This is a genomic window from Vibrio thalassae, assembly GCF_900089835.1.
Taxonomy (GTDB): Bacteria; Pseudomonadota; Gammaproteobacteria; order Enterobacterales; family Vibrionaceae; genus Vibrio; species Vibrio thalassae.
Map to the genome: position 1 here is coordinate 1 of NZ_OANU01000045.1, position 18,000 is coordinate 18,000.

16 protein-coding genes and 1 pseudogene are annotated in these 18,000 nt (G+C 45.2%); 10 read left to right on the forward strand and 7 right to left on the reverse strand.

Translation table 11 applies throughout. From position 1 onward, the window contains the following. Positions 1–376: 376 nt before the first annotated feature. From VTH8203_RS25075 to VTH8203_RS13295, 3 genes and pseudogenes are all read right to left on the reverse strand, one after another. Positions 377–565 (reverse strand): annotated as a pseudogene (locus tag VTH8203_RS25075) (transposase); the annotation flags it as partial. Positions 566–696: 131 nt separating this feature from the next. Continuing rightward, positions 697–1,260 carry a porin family protein gene (locus VTH8203_RS13290; RefSeq protein WP_096994113.1) on the reverse strand — a complete coding sequence of 188 codons (564 nt, stop codon included), beginning with the start codon at positions 1,258–1,260 and terminating at the stop codon, positions 697–699. 60 nt (positions 1,261–1,320) lie between these two features. Further along, positions 1,321–2,235: a LysR family transcriptional regulator gene (locus tag VTH8203_RS13295; RefSeq protein ID WP_096994114.1), complete on the reverse strand. Its 915-nt coding sequence runs from the start codon at positions 2,233–2,235 to the stop codon at positions 1,321–1,323. A 158-nt stretch (positions 2,236–2,393) separates the two neighbouring features. Between VTH8203_RS13295 and VTH8203_RS13300 the strand changes: the two genes are divergently transcribed. The 10 genes from VTH8203_RS13300 (at position 2,394) to VTH8203_RS13345 (ending at position 13,413) form a co-directional block, all read left to right on the forward strand. Beyond that, complete coding sequence (locus VTH8203_RS13300; RefSeq protein ID WP_096994115.1) at positions 2,394–3,281, forward strand: LysR family transcriptional regulator; 888 nt, start codon at positions 2,394–2,396, stop codon at positions 3,279–3,281. Beyond that, positions 3,271–4,083 carry a LysR family transcriptional regulator gene (locus tag VTH8203_RS13305; RefSeq protein ID WP_158296142.1) on the forward strand — a complete coding sequence of 271 codons (813 nt, stop codon included), beginning with the start codon at positions 3,271–3,273 and terminating at the stop codon, positions 4,081–4,083. The genes VTH8203_RS13300 and VTH8203_RS13305 overlap by 11 nt, the downstream gene beginning before the upstream one ends. Before the next feature lie 96 nt (positions 4,084–4,179). Then, positions 4,180–4,554: a hypothetical protein gene (locus VTH8203_RS13310; RefSeq protein WP_096994117.1), complete on the forward strand. Its 375-nt coding sequence runs from the start codon at positions 4,180–4,182 to the stop codon at positions 4,552–4,554. A 147-nt stretch (positions 4,555–4,701) separates the two neighbouring features. Next, a complete protein-coding gene (locus VTH8203_RS13315; protein WP_096994118.1) occupies positions 4,702–5,727 on the forward strand; it encodes a dimethylarginine dimethylaminohydrolase family protein in 1,026 nt (341 codons plus the stop codon). A 73-nt stretch (positions 5,728–5,800) separates the two neighbouring features. After that, positions 5,801–6,286: a hypothetical protein gene (locus VTH8203_RS13320; RefSeq protein ID WP_096994119.1), complete on the forward strand. Its 486-nt coding sequence runs from the start codon at positions 5,801–5,803 to the stop codon at positions 6,284–6,286. Between the two features lie 655 nt (positions 6,287–6,941). Beyond that, the gene (locus VTH8203_RS13325) at positions 6,942–8,657 is read left to right on the forward strand and encodes a dipeptide ABC transporter ATP-binding protein (RefSeq protein ID WP_096994120.1); all 1,716 of its coding nucleotides are present in this window, start codon (positions 6,942–6,944) and stop codon (positions 8,655–8,657) included. Between the two features lie 93 nt (positions 8,658–8,750). Beyond that, entirely contained in the window at positions 8,751–10,304 is a 1,554-nt protein-coding gene (locus VTH8203_RS13330) for an ABC transporter substrate-binding protein (protein WP_096994121.1), read from the forward strand. 136 nt (positions 10,305–10,440) lie between these two features. Next, positions 10,441–11,418: an ABC transporter permease gene (locus VTH8203_RS13335; protein WP_096994122.1), complete on the forward strand. Its 978-nt coding sequence runs from the start codon at positions 10,441–10,443 to the stop codon at positions 11,416–11,418. Between the two features lie 2 nt (positions 11,419–11,420). Further along, positions 11,421–12,365, forward strand: a complete 945-nt coding sequence (locus VTH8203_RS13340; RefSeq protein ID WP_096994123.1) for an ABC transporter permease — start codon at positions 11,421–11,423, stop codon at positions 12,363–12,365. A 115-nt stretch (positions 12,366–12,480) separates the two neighbouring features. Continuing rightward, on the forward strand, positions 12,481–13,413 hold the full coding sequence (locus tag VTH8203_RS13345) for an SPOR domain-containing protein (protein WP_158296143.1): 933 nt from the start codon (positions 12,481–12,483) through the stop codon (positions 13,411–13,413). Here the strand turns inward: VTH8203_RS13345 and VTH8203_RS13350 are convergent, their stop codons facing one another. From VTH8203_RS13350 to VTH8203_RS13365, 4 genes are all read right to left on the reverse strand, one after another. Next, a complete protein-coding gene (locus VTH8203_RS13350; protein ID WP_096994125.1) occupies positions 13,414–14,430 on the reverse strand; it encodes an acyltransferase in 1,017 nt (338 codons plus the stop codon). Positions 14,431–14,568: 138 nt separating this feature from the next. After that, positions 14,569–15,924: a glutathione-disulfide reductase gene (gene gorA, locus VTH8203_RS13355; RefSeq protein WP_096994126.1), complete on the reverse strand. Its 1,356-nt coding sequence runs from the start codon at positions 15,922–15,924 to the stop codon at positions 14,569–14,571. Between the two features lie 220 nt (positions 15,925–16,144). Beyond that, a complete protein-coding gene (locus tag VTH8203_RS13360; RefSeq protein WP_096994127.1) occupies positions 16,145–16,843 on the reverse strand; it encodes a glutathione S-transferase family protein in 699 nt (232 codons plus the stop codon). 217 nt (positions 16,844–17,060) lie between these two features. Beyond that, positions 17,061–17,912 carry a 23S rRNA (adenine(2030)-N(6))-methyltransferase RlmJ gene (locus tag VTH8203_RS13365; protein WP_096994128.1) on the reverse strand — a complete coding sequence of 284 codons (852 nt, stop codon included), beginning with the start codon at positions 17,910–17,912 and terminating at the stop codon, positions 17,061–17,063. Positions 17,913–18,000 lie beyond the last annotated feature (88 nt).

An 18,000-nucleotide genomic window follows, 5' to 3' on the forward strand; every position in this document is an offset into this window, starting at 1 on the left:
ATCTTGGCTTAACGAGTTCGCCTCACTCCCCGTTGTCAGCGGGTTACATCACCTTACCAGCATCGGTAAGTCACTGCCGCCCAGACTCATAAGCAGTCACAGCCCTGCGTAGCCACAGCCTCTCGACCTCTTGTCTCGTAGTCTGTGGATTTCAGATAGACTCGTGGTTCAATTTAAGCATCCATGCTAGCCCTGAACTCCGGGCACACGTTATGCGATATCGAAGCCTTCAGACGGCAGCATAGAAACAAGAGTCCGACTACCAGCAGCACCAGAACTCATGTTAAAGAGCTGCTTAACTCGGCTGGCTAACCAAATGCGATTGGCATCCTTTAAACTCGTAGTAGTAGGAAGACGCGACATCGAACAGCTCACAAAGAACTTTAACCGTTGGCGTTTCTCCGCCACGCTCAATCTTTAGTTGGTCGACCCAGCGTCGTAAGGCTGTATCACCGATGTCTAGAGAACGTGCCGCCTCAGATATTGAGTAACCTTTGTCAAGAACCAAGCTTGCGCCATCTACTTTGAACTCAGAAGAAAATGTACGTCGTTGTCGTTTTGTCATTGAACACCTCATTTATGGTGGAGACTTTACCACCTAATTTGATGTCCGGGATCATTAAGCCACTACAAAAAGAGTGTTGATATAGAAGAGGAGGACAAGTTGCATCCCTGCAAACTTGATAGGGTAGGAGGTTAGAACTTGTAGTTTAGACCTAGGTTCACTGAATGAGCATCAAACTGCTTGTGGTTAGACAGCTTCATTAGCTCTAAGTTTGCGCCTAGTGAGTTGGTAAAGTTGTATTGAGCACCAACACCGTATGAGAAGGAATTGATGGTCTTTTTGTTGTCATTTCCTTTATAACCAGCTTGTTTTAGGCGGATATTATTTACACCGGCCAAACCGTATAGCTCAATGCTATCTGAGACGTTGAACTTAACTTTGCCGTAAAGAGCAGTTTGATGGTCAACGGCCAAACCTTGACTATTCTTTTCTATCTTGCCACTGTCGCGACTGTGACGCATTTCCGCCCCAAACATCGAGTTAAAGTCGTAACCCGCTTTAAGGCCTAGTGAGCGAAAGTTACTCTTCACTGATGTTTCAGACTTTGGATTTACTTCATTGTCAGTGTTCTTAGCTGACATCGCACCTAGATAGGTCCCCAGATAAAAACCAGAATCGCTTGTGGCTAAAGCTGGAGCTGAAACTGCGCCCATTAAAGCTAGCAAAGTAGCGGTTTTCAAAGTTGCTTTTTTCATATTTTCCTCGTTTAAAGTTTGGTCTTTTGACCTTATTGTGTGTTTCGAAGCGCATAGTAATCAGGAGCGCGTTTTTGTAAAAATCAGACTCTGTTGATGTTTATGACAGAGGCGGCGCCAGTGTGAGACGTGCTGACGAAGAACGTTATAGAGCACTTCTCTCACGCCGTTGAGACAATCAGCATCACGATACCCGAGGCCAAACTTGCTGTGCTGAATGGCTTCTCTATGGTTGATGATGACGAGTTGGTTGTCGCTTAACTCTTGTTTGATTGAGTTTTGGTCAAGGCTTATCCAGCCGATACCATCTTTGACGAGTTGTTTTGCCGTCGCTAAGTTGTTCACTGACAAGCTCTCAAATTTGTAACTGCCCCAAACCGACTCATCTTGCTGCTGAGTAATCGCAATCGCCAGGTGTTGGCTTAATTGCTCTGTCGAAACTTCGTCGAGCTGAGCAATAGGGTGCTCTGGAGCGCAAACCGAGACGAATTGGTGTTGAGTCACGTTCATAAACTCCCAATTGCCAATTCCGCTATAGGGATAGTGACTAATAATGAAGTCGTATTGCTCCGATGCCATTAAGTCATCACAGGTTGCAAACTCAATTTGGAGATCCATATTTGCGTCAATGCTGCGCAGTTGGCTCACTAGGTGTGAGATGACCTTTGGATCGATAAAAGTCGTTACTCCTAGTCGAAGGCAATTGGTTCCTGCTTTGTTAATTGTTTCGACTTGCGATTCCAGTTTTTCAGACAAACGCAGTATAGAGGAGGCTTTTTCTAGCAGAGCCTGACCTTGTTCGGTAAGTACCGGCTTGTGACCTGCGCGATCGAAGAGCTCAATGCCCCAATCAAGTTCAAGGTTGGCAATCCATTGGCTTACTTGCACTCGGCCTTTATTCATTGCCTTTGCCGCAGCAGAGATAGAGCCAAGCTCGGTGGTAACCACGAAGGCTTTGATGGCGTTGATATTCATAAGAACCTCATATAGAAACTGGTTTAATGTGCTTGTCTGTTCCCGTATTCCCTATATGAGAGTGCAAGCCGAATCAGTGCTTTCCTTAAAGCGTGTGGTTATGTTAACTATCTCTGATAAACTAATATCTAGGGTGAATGGTTTAAAAAGGTTATCACTTGGCATCGATTGAACATTTAGAAAGCTTTGTTGCTGTGGCAAAGACGGGTTCCATTGTGGCTGCTGCACAACGGCTGGGGAAAACTCATGGGCCAGTGAGCCTTGCGATCCAAAGCCTAGAGACTCAGTGGGGGAGTTTATTTTTGGATGGCCCAGGTAAGAAGCAGCTAACCGAAAAAGGAGCGGCGATACTACCTTGGGCTGAATCGGTGATTACCAGTTACTTTGAGTTAAAAAACTCGGTGAATAGTGCGGCACCACAACGTATATCTTTAGGTATTGATGTTGCTCTGCCCAATGATTGGCGCCTAGAGATCCTGTCTTCGGTTTTAGAGTTTGAAATCAAGGTTGAGGTAACGACATTACCCAGTGATGAGCTGATTTCTGCTTTCAACAAGCAGCGACTAGATTGGATGATTACTCTTGCCGACCTGCCTTGGCCTGAGACCAGTAACTTTATATCAGTCGGGCATGTTGACAGCTATTTGATTGCTAGTGCTGCCTCCGAACAAGCAAAAGATGCCATTCCATCGACGTTTGATAGCGGGTATTTGCTCACACTGCCTCAACTGTCTCTTTCTCATCACAATCGAACGAGTCCACCTATCTATAAGCGTTTTGATTTTCCTTGTCCTTGGCAAATCCGAGTTACAGACTATCAGCAGGCTTCGGCACTGCTCTCGGAAGTGGCGAGTCATACATCTGCCGTCAGTGACAATATTGTGTTGAGTGAAGAAATGACGGTTATGAAGGCATCACACCTAAAAGCAACGTGGGGTGTCTTGGCATTCTGGAGGGAGCATTTAATTGGCAGCCAAGTTTTGCAGCATTTAAATAGCTGGGCAATGAATCGGCTCACCGAAAATGAGGGATCTCATGACGATTGATCAAATAAAAACCTTAGTTGCTGTGGTTCATCATGGCAGTATGAGAAAAGCGGCGAAAGCACTTGGGAAAAGTCAGCCAGCCGTTTCTGCTACTATTCATCGATTAGAAAGCTCTCTCGGTTGTGCGTTAATTGTTAAAGGGAGCCGTCCGGTTAAGCTATCGAGCTTTGGTTCGCGCTTTTTAAAGCGCGCAAGGGAATTTGATGATGTATTAGGTCTGACAGAGACATTCTCGAAGCAGAACGGCATGAAGAAACTGTGTGTTTGCTTTGACTATGGGATTGCACTGGATGAGGTGTGCAAAGTTTCACTGCAGATTATTAGAGATAACCCGCTAAGAAGTCTCGACTTATTTCGTGTTGATACCGAGACAATTCACCAGTTATTGATTAAAAAGCGGTGCGACCTAGCGTTAACGCAGCCGATGAAATTCTTGCCTCCCCACCTGGAAACGCAAGACGTTGGGGAGCGAGAGTTTGTCGAAATTCAATCAGTCGTTGCCCCGGAAAACCAGCCTCGTAGCATGTATGTTCACAATTCTCATGGCCAACCCCTGTGGGATTTTGAGGTGATGAATCCAAGTAACGCGATTTCCTTCAATCGGCCTTCAGATATGTTGGAGGCAGTGTCCCGCTTTCATGGAAAAGGTTGGCTACCAAAGGGGGAGGTTCAGGCGGCGTTGAACTGTGGGGAGGTCAGGTTAACCGAACAACCCCGTCAGAGCTGCTCCTTTCATATAGTGTGGCAACGATCGCTCGCTGGGGAAAGCAAGCTCATCAAGCGAATTATTTGTCTTATGTAGTGCAAATTGGTACTGAACCATTATCGCATCACACTCTCGTTTTTAGGCCTGGGTTCATTTGAGTATGCTCTGATTTTTCTGAAATGGAGAAGCGTCATGCAGCGCTACATTATCAACGGGCTACTTTTCGCTTTGGGGTGCATTCCAGAACACACCTTTGGGCAATACATAGCAGAGTTAGATCTACATATACCAGGGATCTATATTGGCAAGACAGTCATAGGGTTAGAGGAAAGCAAACTGCTGGTGCAAGGTGAGCTCACCAGCGTATTCTTAGTGAGTCAGTCTTATGTCGTTGATGAAGAAGCCGATCTTAACTTCATCATCATCGAACAAAGCAACCGAGAGCCGGCAAACTACAATCAGCTTACCCTTCCAAGTATTTCAACCACTATCAATAATAAAGCAGGTGTCGAAGTCGATGGTAGTTTTTCCTATACCATCATCGTTCACCAGCAAGTGCTGCGATAACTATAACCAACACAACCTACTGACAGACTGCAGGTGTTTTGTGACATAGACTGGTTTTCACCATTTTACGCTTCACTTTAGTCTCAAATTGTTCATTCGAGAAGGGACTCTCAACTCTTATTTTTTAAAAGATTGAGGAGCGTTACCATGTCAAAAATCCAACCTATCAACCGCGTCTATATGCCAGCGATTACGAAGCAAAGCTATGGCGAGTTTAACCTGTACGGGAAGCTAAAAGAGGTAATTGTCGGTCACAATCAAAATTTACGCCTACCTAGATTAACAGAAGAGATCAGGGCGACATACCAAAGTGTAATGCAACCTGATCTTTATGACCTTTGTGAAAAAGCAGGTGGTCAGTTGTTGTCTGAGGCCGCTCCAGACTTTCTTGAAGGTCTGAATCGTGAGGCGGAAGCTCTGATTCAAGTTTACCAAGATTTTGGAGTGAAGGTTCATGTGGCTCGAGAGGTCTCTGAATCGGAGATAGCAACTTGCCAGAGTTCCAATGAGTTTACACAGGTGTTTGCTGCGGAGCCTATTTGGGTCGTTGGGCGCAATGTGCTTGAGAATGTGTGGGCGAGTGATATTGCTTGGGCAAGCATTGCACCAGTGCGAGAGCTGCACCAACCCTTTATTGATAGCGATAGTAATATTCTGCACTACACTGCGCCAAGACCGACGACAGCTCGCGATTACATTTACGAAGGAGGGGATGTACTCAACCTAGGTGATGGGCGAGTACTCGTGTCCACGGGGTCTTCTTCAACCAATACTCGAGGTTCAGAGTGGGTAAAGCGTATGCTAGAGCATGATGGCTACCAGGTATACGTTACTGAAGTTGAGGATACGGGGATACACCATTTGTTTGCTGTGATGTGTATTGCAGGGCCTAAGTTGGTGATCGCGTATAAAGATGCGTTTCCAGAAGGGCTACCTGAATTTATGAGTGATTTTGATGTGGTTTGGACTAACCGAGAAGAAGCGTTAGCGACAGGGCCTTGTGCCGTTATGCTTGATAGCCAGCATATTATCATGCCTGAAGAAACCCCCCGATTGAATCAACGCTTAGAAGCCAAAGGGCTCACAGTGGTGACGGTCCCATTTAGTCACCATGCGAAGTTGTGTGGTGGTGTGCGCTGTAAGACATCGGTAGTTCGAAGAGATATTTGCTAAAGCGAGTTAAATGAACCCGTAGTTAGCGGGGAATAGTCCAAGGAGGGACTGAGTTTACTAATGGTGTAACACTATGAAAAAAATACGCTTGTTCTTGGGTGTCTGCTTGCTTGTCATTGCGTTTGTTAGCCCGCTATTTATTCCATTTATTACGTCTTCAAACTTATGCAGTAGCCAAAAGGCCTTGCTCAGTGGGTTGATGATTTTTGGAATACCTGAATTTGCTTCGATAGGGGCGATTTTTTTGCTTGGTCGAGAGCGTTTGCAGCAAATTAAGAGCTTCCTGGTCGGGACTTTACTTAGGTTAAAACCTAGTCGTCAGTCGACGAAATTCAGCTACTACTTAGGTGTTAGCCTAATGGTTATTGTCGGGCCGATTATGAATATCGCGCTATTCTACCTATCGTCGTTTTTCCCTGACTGGGTGGTTTATCGACAACCTATTGGTTTGATTTGTGACTTTGTTTTTGTCCTATCACTGTTCATTGCAGGTGAGCAGCTATGGGGAAAAATCGAAGCTATATTTCGTTTTCACCCACCCAAGTCATCGGAAAACTAGGTGTAGTAAAGGTGGTAGCGTGAGTATGAAATTGCGCCTTGGCATGCTCATTTCTCTTGAATCTCTGTTTGGTTTAAAGGCGCTGAATAACATTTCTACGATTCTTATTTGTTAGGAAATGGCGTTTCACTCTAGCTGGAGAGAAAAAATCAGAATTTTGTTCAGAGCGTGGCTTTTCGTAATGTTGCAACTTGGCGTAGAGGAAAATGTTACTTACTTTCACACACTGAGTATTTAGCCTGTGAAGTGTGATTAAGATCTTGACTTTAGTTCTGCAAATGACATTGTTACAAAACTTGTGTTTCTATAGTGTTAAAATAATTTGGGAATAACTATTCGTAGGGCTTTAGTTATTAATGTGGCTAATATTGTGATATGTAGCAATTTATGATCGCTTCATAGTGCATTTTATTGGTGCCACGTCAAGTTTTCAAATAGGTGGTGGTATTATTATATGTAGTTATTGTGCATAAGTATTTACTTATACTGCTTTGGATTTGCTTAATTTCGAATTTTTATCCTATTTTTGTTGCTTTTCTGTGAAAGATTTGCCAAATTGATGCACTTGTAATTAGTCAGCAGAAAATGCTGTCTAAGAATGGATTCAATTTTTCAGACAGGGGCAGAAAACTGCCAAAGCAGTAGAGGTCTGGTAATGTCATTATTAGAAGTTAAAGATCTTCGTATCGAATACCCATCTCGCCATGGGGTACATGCCGCGGTTAAAAATTTGTCGTTCAATATTGAGCGCGGCGAAATTGTTGGTGTTGTGGGTGAGTCTGGTGCAGGTAAATCGACCGTAGGTAATGCGGTTATTGATTTGCTTTCACCTCCAGGGACTATCGCTGGTGGCGAAGTGTTTTTGGATGGAGAGAAAATCTCCGGTCTATCTCCTGAACAGATGCGCAAAGTTCGTGGCTCAAAAATCGGGTTTATATTCCAAGACCCAATGACCTCTCTCAACCCACTATTCACTGTTGAGCAACAATTAAAAGAAACCATCCATGCCAATATGAAGGTATCGGATGATGAAGCGTATCAACGCGCGCTCAATCTTATGAATCAAGTGGGTATCCCACAACCAGAAAACCGCTTGAAGCAATACCCTCACCAATTCTCTGGTGGTATGCGTCAGCGTGTGGTGATCGCTATCGCGCTTGCCGGCGAACCGGATCTTATCATTGCGGATGAACCTACGACGGCACTTGATGTATCGATTCAGGATCAAATTTTAGGTTTGATTCGCGACCTGTGCATCAAGAACAATGTTGGTTGTATGTTGGTGACGCACGATATGGGTGTGGTTTCTAACGTAACGGATCGCGTAGCGGTAATGTACCGTGGTGACTTAGTAGAGTTTGGGCCAACGGCAAAAGTACTGGGTGAACCTGATCACCCATACACACGTAGCCTGATTTCTGCAGTGCCGCGTTCAGACATGAAACTCGATCGTTTCCCTCTTGTGAGCTACATCGAAGAAGCACATGAGATGGAACCGTTAGATGTTAAGAACCACTGGTTGGGTCAAAGCCAAGATCACCGTGATTATACGGGTCCGCTTCTTAACGTAGAAAACGTCAACCTACGCTTCGTTACGAAAGATTCGTTATTTGAAAGCCGACGTGAGTATGTTCAAGCATCAAACAACGTTAGCTTTGAAGTACATGAAGGTGAAACGTTTGGATTAGTAGGTGAGTCGGGATCGGGTAAATCGACCATTGCACGTGTGATTGCAGGGCTATATGTTCCTAACTCTGGCAAAGTTACGTTTGAAGGTATTGACCTTACGTCGCTGAAGTCAGAGAAAGAGCGTCGCCCGATGCGTCGCCAGATGCAGATGGTGTTCCAAAACCCGTACACGTCGATGAATCCGCGTATGAAAATCTTCGATATCATCGCAGAACCTATTCGATTCCATAAACTAACCGAAAGTGAAGGCGAAACACGCACTATCGTAAATGACCTGCTCGAACATGTAGGATTGGGCAAAATGGCCGGCGTGAAATACCCGCATGAGTTCTCCGGTGGTCAGCGTCAGCGTATTTCGATAGCCCGAGCACTGGCGACTCGCCCTCGATTGCTTATTTGTGATGAGCCGACATCTGCTTTAGATGTATCGGTACAGGCACAAATCTTAAACTTGTTGAAAGATCTGCAAGCTGAGCTGAATCTAACTATGCTGTTTATCAGTCACGATTTACCTGTTATTCGTCAGATGTGTGACCGGGTAGGAGTGATGCAAATGGGTCAGCTTTTAGAAGTGGCACCGACGGAGCAGCTATTTACTGACCCGCAGCATAAATACAGTAAGCAACTGATTTCTCTAATGCCGGAATTTACAGGTTTAAGAGATGATATAAAAACGGCGTAAGTCGTTGACCTCTCCTGACACGCGAAGTGCCAGGTATTAAACAGACTCAAATACAACAACTAGGGATAGAAATCCCGCATAAGGAGTTATGCAATGAAAACCATGAAAAGCAAACTAGTGGTGGCTTTAATGGCAGCTGGCCTTAGCTTTGGCGCAGCGGCAGCAGATATTACAGTCGCTTATGATGCAGACCCAGTGTCACTAGACCCACATGAGCAATTGTCTGGTGGTACACTGCAAATGTCTCACATGGTATTTGATCCGCTGATCCGTTTTAACCAAAAAATGGAGTTTGAACCTCGCTTAGCTGAGTCTTGGGAGCGTATTGATGGCGAAACAATGCAATTTAATATTCGCCAAGGCGTTAAGTTCCATTCTGGTAATACATTAACCGCAGATGACGTAGTATGGACATTTGACCGTCTAAAAAGCTCTCCTGACTTCAAAGGTATCTTTGGTCCAATCGTTTCTATCTCAAAAACTGGCGATTACACGGTTGAAGTAAAAACGGATGGTGTTTACCCACTCGTAGAAAACGTAATGACTTACCTATTCCCAATGGATAGCAAGTTCTACTCAGGTAAGACAGAAGATGGTAAAGACAAAGCTGAGCTAGTGAAGCACGGTAACTCTTACGCATCGACTAATGTTTCTGGTACAGGTCCATTCGTGATTACTCAACGTGAGCAGGGCGTCAAAGTTACGTTTGATCGTTTCGCTGATTACTGGGATAAAGAGTCTGATGGTAACGTGGATAAGCTAACGTTAGTGCCAATCAAAGAAGATGCGACGCGTGTAGCAGCTCTTCTTTCTGGTGATGTAGATATGATTGCTCCAGTTGCACCAAATGACTACCAGCGTATTGATAAAGCCGCTAATGTTGATCTATACACCATGCCAGGAACGCGTGTCATTACGTTCCAAATGAACCAAAACAGTAACCCTGCACTGAAAGACGTGCGCGTTCGTCAGGCTATTACCTACGCGATCAACAACGAGGGTATTACTAAGAAAGTAATGAAGGGAGCGGCAACTGCCGCAGCTCAACAGAGCCCCGTTGGTTTTGTTGGGCACAACGCGGATCTTAAACCTCGTTACGACCTTAAAAAAGCAAAGGAGCTGATGAAAGAAGCGGGTTACGAGAACGGCTTTACGCTAACAATGATGGCGCCAAACAACCGTTACGTGAACGATGACAAGATTGCTCAAGCTACTGCAGCCATGCTGTCTAAGATTGGTATCAAGGTTGACCTGAAGACAATGCCTAAAGCGCAATACTGGCCTGAGTTCGATAAGTGTGCGGCAGATATGCTAATGATCGGCTGGCACCCAGACACAGAGGATTCAGGTAACTTTACAGAGTTCCTAGCGATGACTCGTAACGCGGAAACAGGTAAAGGTCAGTATAACTGTGGTCACTACTCAAACGCTGAAGTTGATAAGTTGATTGAAGAGACGAACACAATGACAGACTTGGACAAGCGTAGTGCTTCACTGAAGAAAGTAGAAGAGATTCTATACAACGAAGCTGCATTCGTTCCTCTACACTGGCAAGACCCATCATGGGCAGCGAAAAGTAACGTAGAGATTGGTCCAATCATTAACGGTATGAACTTCCCATACTTCGGTGACCTCGTGGTTAAATAATCATAAGTGAACTCGACCAAGTGCAGATTACTTTCTAAGTTGAGCACTTGGTCGATTTTTGGCACTTAACTTTGTTTCAGTTGAGTTAAGTGCTGTTTTGTAGACTGAAATATATGGAAAGTTTAAGGGGCAGGGAATGTTTTCGTTTCTGGTCAAGCGCCTGTTTCAGGCACTGATAGTGATGTTTGTGATCAGTTTGGTGGCGTTCGCCATTCAGGATAACCTGGGTGACCCGCTGCGTGAGCTTGTAGGTCAGTCGGTTTCGGAAGCAGAGCGTCAAGCACTGCGTGATGAGTTGGGCCTCAACGATCCTTTCATAACCAAATACACTCGTTTTGTTGGTGCAGCGCTGCAAGGCGATCTTGGCACTTCATACTTTTTCAAACGTCCTGCCGTTGAGGTTATTCTCGATAAACTGGTGGCAACACTAGAGCTGGTATTCGGCGCGACGCTTATTATTATTTGTTTATCGATACCACTCGGTGTGTACTCCGCTATTCATCCAAAGAGTTTCTTTACCAAATTGGTGATGGCCGGCAGTAGTATTGGTATCTCGATTCCGGTTTTCCTGACAGCGATCATGCTGATGTATGTTTTCTCAATTGAGTTAGGCTGGCTACCGTCCTTTGGGCGTGGTGAAACAGCCAACGTCCTAGGTTGGGAATCTGGGTTCTTTACGATTGATGGTATTAAGCACCTGATCTTGCCATGTATCGCGTTGGCATCGATTATGTTGCCACTTTTCATCCGTTTAGTTCGTTCTGAAATGCTCGAAGTCTTGAGCTCGGAATACATCAAGTTTGCGAAAGCAAAAGGGCTACCTCTTAAAAAAATCTATTATCAACACGCCCTTAAAAACACGATGTTACCTGTTTTGACCGTCGGTGGGGTCCAGATCGGTACTATGGTGGCGTATACCATCCTGACTGAAACGGTTTTCCAGTGGCCTGGCACCGGCTTCCTTTTCTTAGAAGCGATTAACCGCGTTGATACACCGCTGATTACCGCTTACGTCATTTTCGTTGGTCTTATTTTTGTGGTGACGAATACGATTGTTGACTTGTTGTACGGCTTGATTAACCCAACCGTAAACCTAACTGGAAAAGGAGCTTAATCATGAGCCAAGCAAATGTAGCCGAGGCTCCTTCAGTGTGGGAGCGTTTTAAAAACTCGGACTTCTTGTATTACTTCAAGCGCGACAAAGTCGCCATGACAAGTTTTACTGTTTTTATGATGTTCTTGGTAGTGGCGCTAACCGCTCCTATCATCGCACCGACGGACCCTTATGATTTATCGTCTATCGATATTATGGACTCTGAGCTACCACCATCGTGGATGGAAGGTGGCGAAGAAAAATTCATCCTAGGTACTGATGACCAAGGGCGTGATATTTTATCGACCATTCTTTATGGCTCACGTCTGTCTCTGACCATTGGTTTCCTAGCGGTAGGTTTACAGCTATTCCTAGGTATTGTAATTGGCCTATCGGCGGGTTACTTCGGTGGTCGTATCGATAGCTTTTTGATGCGTTTTGCCGATGTGCAGTTGTCATTCTCTACCATGATGGTTGCGATTATTGTTTCTGCGATTTTTAAGGCCAGCTTTGGTTCTGAATTTTATAGCCAATATGCTGTCACCATGCTGGTGGTCATCATTGGTGTGGCAGAATGGCCTCAATATGCGCGTACTATTCGTGCCTCGGTTCTAGCTGAGAAGAAGAAAGAGTATGTAGAAGCTGCGCGAGTGATGGGTTTTAGAGCGCCGCGTATCATGTTCCGTCATATTCTGCCTAACTGCTTATCACCCATCTTGGTTATCTCAACGGTTCAGGTCGCGAACGCGATTATGTCAGAAGCGGCGCTGTCGTTTTTAGGTCTTGGTCTGCCTGTAGACCAACCATCGTTGGGCTCACTGATCAGCATCGGCTTTAACTATATCTTCTCTGGTTCATGGTGGATCACTGTGTTCCCAGGCATTGTTCTGATTACTTTGGTATTGGTGATTAACCTACTGGGTGACTGGTTACGTGATGTCTTCAACCCGAAAATCTATAAAGGGTGATCCAGAGTGATTGATTTTTAATCCCAATCGTAACTACACTAAGAGTCGCAGATAATTGCGGCTCTTTTTATTTGTGCCGCTTATAACAATAGCCAAGAGTGTTCAGAGGATGTTTATGAGCTCTTTAAATGGTGTAAAGGGATTAGGTTGTTTTTCGTTTCGTGCCTTGTTGGGCGCCTTGTTGTTGACCAGTAGTGTGGTTCCTTTACCAGTCTATGCTGACGACGTGTTATGTGACGCCTCTCAGCCCTCCACTAGTGCGCTACCTGTGCTCGATAAATCTTGTCCCATTGGTAATGGGATTTGGAGTAGTGAGGTTCCGGTTAGTTCCACATCCCTCTACTGGATTCAGTGTGGAATTCTCGATGCACCGATGCCGCTTTCCCAAGCCAAAACCTTATACGCCAATATTACGACTGATGTTTGGATGTTACCGCAATCAAACAGCTATCGCTGCTTGATCGGACCGTATAGCGATACAGACCTCGCCAAGCAAGAACTTACTCAAGTTAAAGCCCTGCCTCGATATCGTGATGCTTTTATTCGTCAAGTAGAAAGGCGACCGTCTGCCACTACACCGCCACAACGTACAGCGAAGGTGATGCCGCCAGTATCCGCAAATGCTGTTGCACCTAAGTCGATAGAAGACACGACAGAGCAGCCCGTAAAGAAAGCAGAAAAAATAACCCCTCTTGCAACCAGCGCTCAAGCTACTTTGAGTGTCAGGTTAGAAACCACCGTCAATGGACTACATTATCGCGTGCCTTATATTGCGAACAGCAGCCATCAGTTTTACATAGAACATGATAAGGCGTGGAATCGCTTGAGCTATCAAGCCGCCATTAAGGTTTGTAGTGACCTTAATATGCATTTGGCGAGCTACGATGAATGGCAAGCCTTGATAAAGTCACAGCTGATGCAGAAAAATCGTTGGCCGTTACAAATGCCCTATTGGGGAGACGGTCAAAAAGGCCTGTTTACTAATGGCAAAGTATCACCGTTGAAAGGCAATACGTTGCTTAATGTTGTGTGCGTGGGTAAGCTGTGATTAAGGCAGTAACCAGCGAGTTTTACTGCTGAGTGACAACAGCCAACTGGTTGCCAATGCTAAGCTCCCACTGACAATAACCCAAAATGGAATCATATAGATAGGGTGTCCTTGATGGAGTCCGAGTTCGTTCATTGGCCACAGGAATAGCGGGTGTAGAATATAAATACCTAAGCTGTACTTACTGATAACGCTGACCACTTTCTTCGCGGTCGGCCAAAGCTTATCCGCGTAGGCTTTGCAGACAATAAAAATCATACTAGCGGCCAGAACGGTATTGAGAGTCTTGTATGAGAACCAGCGTCCAACGTAATAACGACCTTCCTCAATACTGCCTTGAACCACCATGTAACTGCTCAGCGCCATTGCACCTACTCCGAGAATAATGGCTGTAATAACCACGCCTCGGCTCGTCGGCAGCTTCTGATATAAAATATAACCCAGTGGTAATAATCCCATATAGAGCCAGAATTGTTCACTCCAAGGACCATCAATTCGCAGTAAAAACAGTAGCGTGGTGAGTAACCACAGTCCGGTAAACGCGTATAGCGCGCTGTCATCAAACTTACGAACGAACACTTGCAGGAAAGGGATCGCAACATACAGCGGAATAAAGTAGTAAAAGAACCCTAAATGATAATAGGTCTGATGGTGGTAGCTTTCAGCCAAGACTTCCTTCACCGTGTTGCTATTAAAGCCTTCCATTGTCCATCCGGATAAGTAGGCGTAGAACAGGGACCACACAAGAAATGGAATCAGCACTTTACCGAGACGACGAGACAGATAATATTTCATATCAAACGGTCGTTTGTCGTTAAGCATTAAGGCACCAGTAATCAAAATAAATACGGGTACCGCCCAGCGACTAAAACCGTTAAAGGTGATTGCCGTTACCCATTCGGTCATGGGTATTTGCCCCAACTCCTGACGGTAAGGACCCAGCGCATGAATCGTGATGACGGCGAGAGCCGCCACGCAGCGCATGGCATCGAAGAAAAATATGTGCTTTTTATCCATTGATAACTCCTAACAGTCTTTAGAAACTATAAGAAATATCAATAGAAGCAGGAAGAGAACTTAGATAAAAGTTGTGTAAAAATTGCTCCAAAAAAACCCAGCACTTAGTGGCTGGGCTTTGATAACATTGATTGCGTATTAGCGCATTGTCACGAATTCCTCAGAACCCGTTGGGTGAATTGCCACAACAGAGTCGAAGTCTGCTTTGGTTGCACCCATCTTCATCGCAACGCCAAAACCTTGAATCATTTCATCAACAGTAAAGCCGATACCGTGCAAGCCAACAACCGTCTCTTCTGGGCCAGCACAAACCAGTTTCATCTTACATGGCTGGCGGTGTTTCGTTACTGCAGTGTACATAGCAGTGAAGCCAGAGGTGTAGACTTTGATGTTATCTTTGCCGTACTTCTCTTCCGCTTGTTGTGTGGTTAGGCCGATGGTGCCGATAGGCGGGTGACTGAATACCACAGTTGGTACTAGGTCGTAATCCATCTTCGCATCTGGTTTATTGTTGAATAGGCGCTCAGAAAGCTGGCGACCTGCTTTAACGGCAACTGGAGTGAGCTCAATACCGCCTTCCATAATGTCACCAACACAGTAAATGCCTGCTACATTGGTGGCCTGGAATTCATCAACTTTGATATAGCCGCGATCGTTAGTTGCTATGCCAGTAGCACCAAGATTAATCGCATCTGTCGCTGGGTGACGACCGATCGCCCAAATTAAGGTATCCACATTTTGGCTCTCACCGTTTTCTAGGTGCAGCGTTAGGCTACCGTCTGCCTCTTTTACCACTTCTTTAGGCACGGAGTGAGTATGCAGTGTTGGACCTTCCGTGTTCATCACTTCAACTAATGTCTCAATGATCATTGGGTCAAAGCTACGGAGAGGGGATTCTTTACGGCAGAATAGGTGAGTTTCAGTCCCTAGTGCGTGTAGTACACCTGCTATTTCTACTGCAATGTAGCCTGCGCCGATAACCGCAACGCGTTTTGGCTGCTCGTTTAGCTCGAAGAAACCATTGGAATCGATACCGTATTCTGCGCCTGGAATATTTGGAATGGTTGGACGACCACCAACAGCAATAAGAATGTGATCAGCAGTGTAGTGCTCACCATTCACTTCGACAGTTTTTGCATCAACAAACTTAGCAAAGCCACGAATGACATGAACTTTGTTGTTGCCAAGCACGCGATCGTAAGATTGGTGAATACGACCAATGTAGGCTTGGCGACTCTCGACCAGTTTGCTCCAATCGAAGCCTTTAACGTCGACATCAAAACCATAGTCTTCAGCGTATAGGTTCATCGCTTCAGCAACTTGCGCACCGTGCCACATGACTTTCTTTGGCACACAGCCAACGTTTACACAGGTACCGCCAAGATCTTGAGCTTCAATCAGCGCGACCTTCGCGCCGTACATTGCCGCACGGTTTGCAGATGCGATACCGCCGCTGCCACCACCAATACAGATATAGTCAAAATGCGTTGCCATTACGTTCTCCGAGAGCTTATTAATTTTATGATTGCTAGTAACAGTTACATTGGGGTGAAGAGTAGGGAACTCAATATCATCGCAATGTTTTGTTAAGAATCGCTATCCATACTATAAATCGAGTCTAGCAACTTTCTCCAATGGGAAAAAGCAGAGTTAATTATGAGTAATAACGATTAATGACGAGGTAAGAGGGCATTACGCCCTCTATAAAAGTCGCTTAGCCACAACAGCTCGATATTGAGCAATTTTGTTGAGCCTGTAGGTCTTTTCCAGTAGCAAGGTAAGTATTGGTGAGGTAGAAATCAGCAAACCGCGTTTCAAAGTCGCTAGAGACGGTCTTCTCGACCAATCCTGATGCCATGATGTTGCGTTGCCACGCTTGCATTTTTGGCAGTCCGCAGAAAAAATCATAGCCAGAGTGCGCTTTTACAATTGCAGCGCGATGTAAGAGTGGTAACCACGCCATATCCACATTACTGAAGGTGTCCGACTTGAAGAACTTGGTGTTACCAGATAGCTGATTCTCTGCCTTTTGGAATGCCTTAGTTAGTTTTTCCGCACGTTCTTCAAAGGTCGCTTTATCTTTGCTGCTCATGGTGCCGCATTGAGCAAGGTAGTGTTTAGAGCCTAAATAACTCCATGCACGATCGAGTGCGCGCTGCTCGTTACTTACGCCTTGCTCAATCGGGCCGTATTCATCTTCGATGTATTCAATGATGGCGTCTGATTCAAACAAAGCAGTCCCTGATTCCGTGATCATCACGGGTACCTGACCATTGGGTGAGATATCTAGGAACCATTGTGGTTTGTCTTTTAAACTGATGTATTCAATCTCATACGGTATCTGCTTTGCTTCCAGTGCCGCCGTGACACGTTGAACAAAAGGACAAATCTTAAAGCTAACTATCTTAATCATCTGAGTTTTCCTCACTAGGCTATTAGGGTGTACACATTGCACTTGGCTTCGGTACTTTCACTAGTAAGACGCGGGAGGAGAGAGAAAGACGAAAATAATTTCAAAAAAGTCGAAATATTTTCTGGAGAGCTAAAATAAGCGCAATTAAAAAAGGCGCAATATTGCTTTAAAACAATTGATTACGCCTTTTCTTGAGATTGAATGTGTTTCCCCAAAATTATTCTGGGACAATCCATTCCACTTTAAAGTGGCCTGTTGCTGGAGCGATCTTGTCTTTAAGGTACGGCAAAATGGCATTCATTTGCTGCTCTAGCTTCCACGGTGGGTTGATAACAATCATGCCCGATGCCGTCATCCCGCGCTCGTTAGTATCTGGCGATACGCCAAGCTCGATTTGCAAAATCTTACGAATACCAAGGCCTTCTAAGCCTTCAATCATATCGTCGATATCATAGCGATTGACCACCGGGTACCAAATCGCATAAATGCCAGTCGCCCAGCGCTTATAACTTTGAGAAATCGCCGTCACAACATCACGATATTCCCGAGCTAACTCGTATGGCGGGTCGATCAGAACCAAACCACGGCGTTCTGCTGGTGGCAAACTGCCTTTTAAGCGTTTAAAGCCATCTTCTTTAAAAATCTTAACCTGACGATCGCGATGAAATTCTTGCTCAAGCAGTGGGAAATCGCTTGGGTGCAACTCTGTCAAGACCATACGGTCTTGAGGACGCAAGTGAGCACGCGCCACACGAGGAGAACCTGGATAATAACGCAGTGTGTCGCTGTTATTGAGTGTCTCTATCGATTCAATGTAGCTGGCGATCTCTTCGGCTACTTGTTGAGGAATATCGGTATTGCCCCAAATACGGCCGATGCCTTGCTTGTATTCACCAGTTTTCTCAGACCACTCGTGGGTCAGGTCGTAACGGCCTACGCCCGAATGAGTATCGTGATAAACGAATGGCTTTTCCTTGTTTTTTAGTGAATTAAGGATAAGACTTTGTACTATATGTTTAACCACATCGGCATGGTTACCCGCGTGAAAACTGTGACGATAGCTCAGCAAAATAAAGACTCTGTTTAACAATAATGGACGGATTATAACCTCTTCTGGCGCGAAGCGGCAGAGGTGTTGGTGCTTAGAATCACCGTAA

What these genes read in the sequence shown, in the direction of transcription:
- gorA (WP_096994126.1), bottom strand. Translation starts at nt 15,924, where the DNA reads ATGGCAACGCATTTTGACTATATCTGTATTGGTGGTGGCAGCGGCGGT.
- VTH8203_RS13350 (WP_096994125.1), bottom strand. Translation starts at nt 14,430, where the DNA reads ATGGATAAAAAGCACATATTTTTCTTCGATGCCATGCGCTGCGTGGCG.
- VTH8203_RS13330 (WP_096994121.1), top strand. Translation starts at nt 8,751, where the DNA reads ATGAAAACCATGAAAAGCAAACTAGTGGTGGCTTTAATGGCAGCTGGC.
- VTH8203_RS13320 (WP_096994119.1), top strand. Translation starts at nt 5,801, where the DNA reads ATGAAAAAAATACGCTTGTTCTTGGGTGTCTGCTTGCTTGTCATTGCG.
- VTH8203_RS13325 (WP_096994120.1), top strand. Translation starts at nt 6,942, where the DNA reads ATGTCATTATTAGAAGTTAAAGATCTTCGTATCGAATACCCATCTCGC.
- VTH8203_RS13295 (WP_096994114.1), bottom strand. Translation starts at nt 2,235, where the DNA reads ATGAATATCAACGCCATCAAAGCCTTCGTGGTTACCACCGAGCTTGGC.
- VTH8203_RS13305 (WP_158296142.1), top strand. Translation starts at nt 3,271, where the DNA reads ATGACGATTGATCAAATAAAAACCTTAGTTGCTGTGGTTCATCATGGC.
- VTH8203_RS13360 (WP_096994127.1), bottom strand. Translation starts at nt 16,843, where the DNA reads ATGATTAAGATAGTTAGCTTTAAGATTTGTCCTTTTGTTCAACGTGTC.
- VTH8203_RS13310 (WP_096994117.1), top strand. Translation starts at nt 4,180, where the DNA reads ATGCAGCGCTACATTATCAACGGGCTACTTTTCGCTTTGGGGTGCATT.
- VTH8203_RS13290 (WP_096994113.1), bottom strand. Translation starts at nt 1,260, where the DNA reads ATGAAAAAAGCAACTTTGAAAACCGCTACTTTGCTAGCTTTAATGGGC.
- VTH8203_RS13340 (WP_096994123.1), top strand. Translation starts at nt 11,421, where the DNA reads ATGAGCCAAGCAAATGTAGCCGAGGCTCCTTCAGTGTGGGAGCGTTTT.
- VTH8203_RS13345 (WP_158296143.1), top strand. Translation starts at nt 12,481, where the DNA reads ATGAGCTCTTTAAATGGTGTAAAGGGATTAGGTTGTTTTTCGTTTCGT.
- VTH8203_RS13315 (WP_096994118.1), top strand. Translation starts at nt 4,702, where the DNA reads ATGTCAAAAATCCAACCTATCAACCGCGTCTATATGCCAGCGATTACG.
- VTH8203_RS13335 (WP_096994122.1), top strand. Translation starts at nt 10,441, where the DNA reads ATGTTTTCGTTTCTGGTCAAGCGCCTGTTTCAGGCACTGATAGTGATG.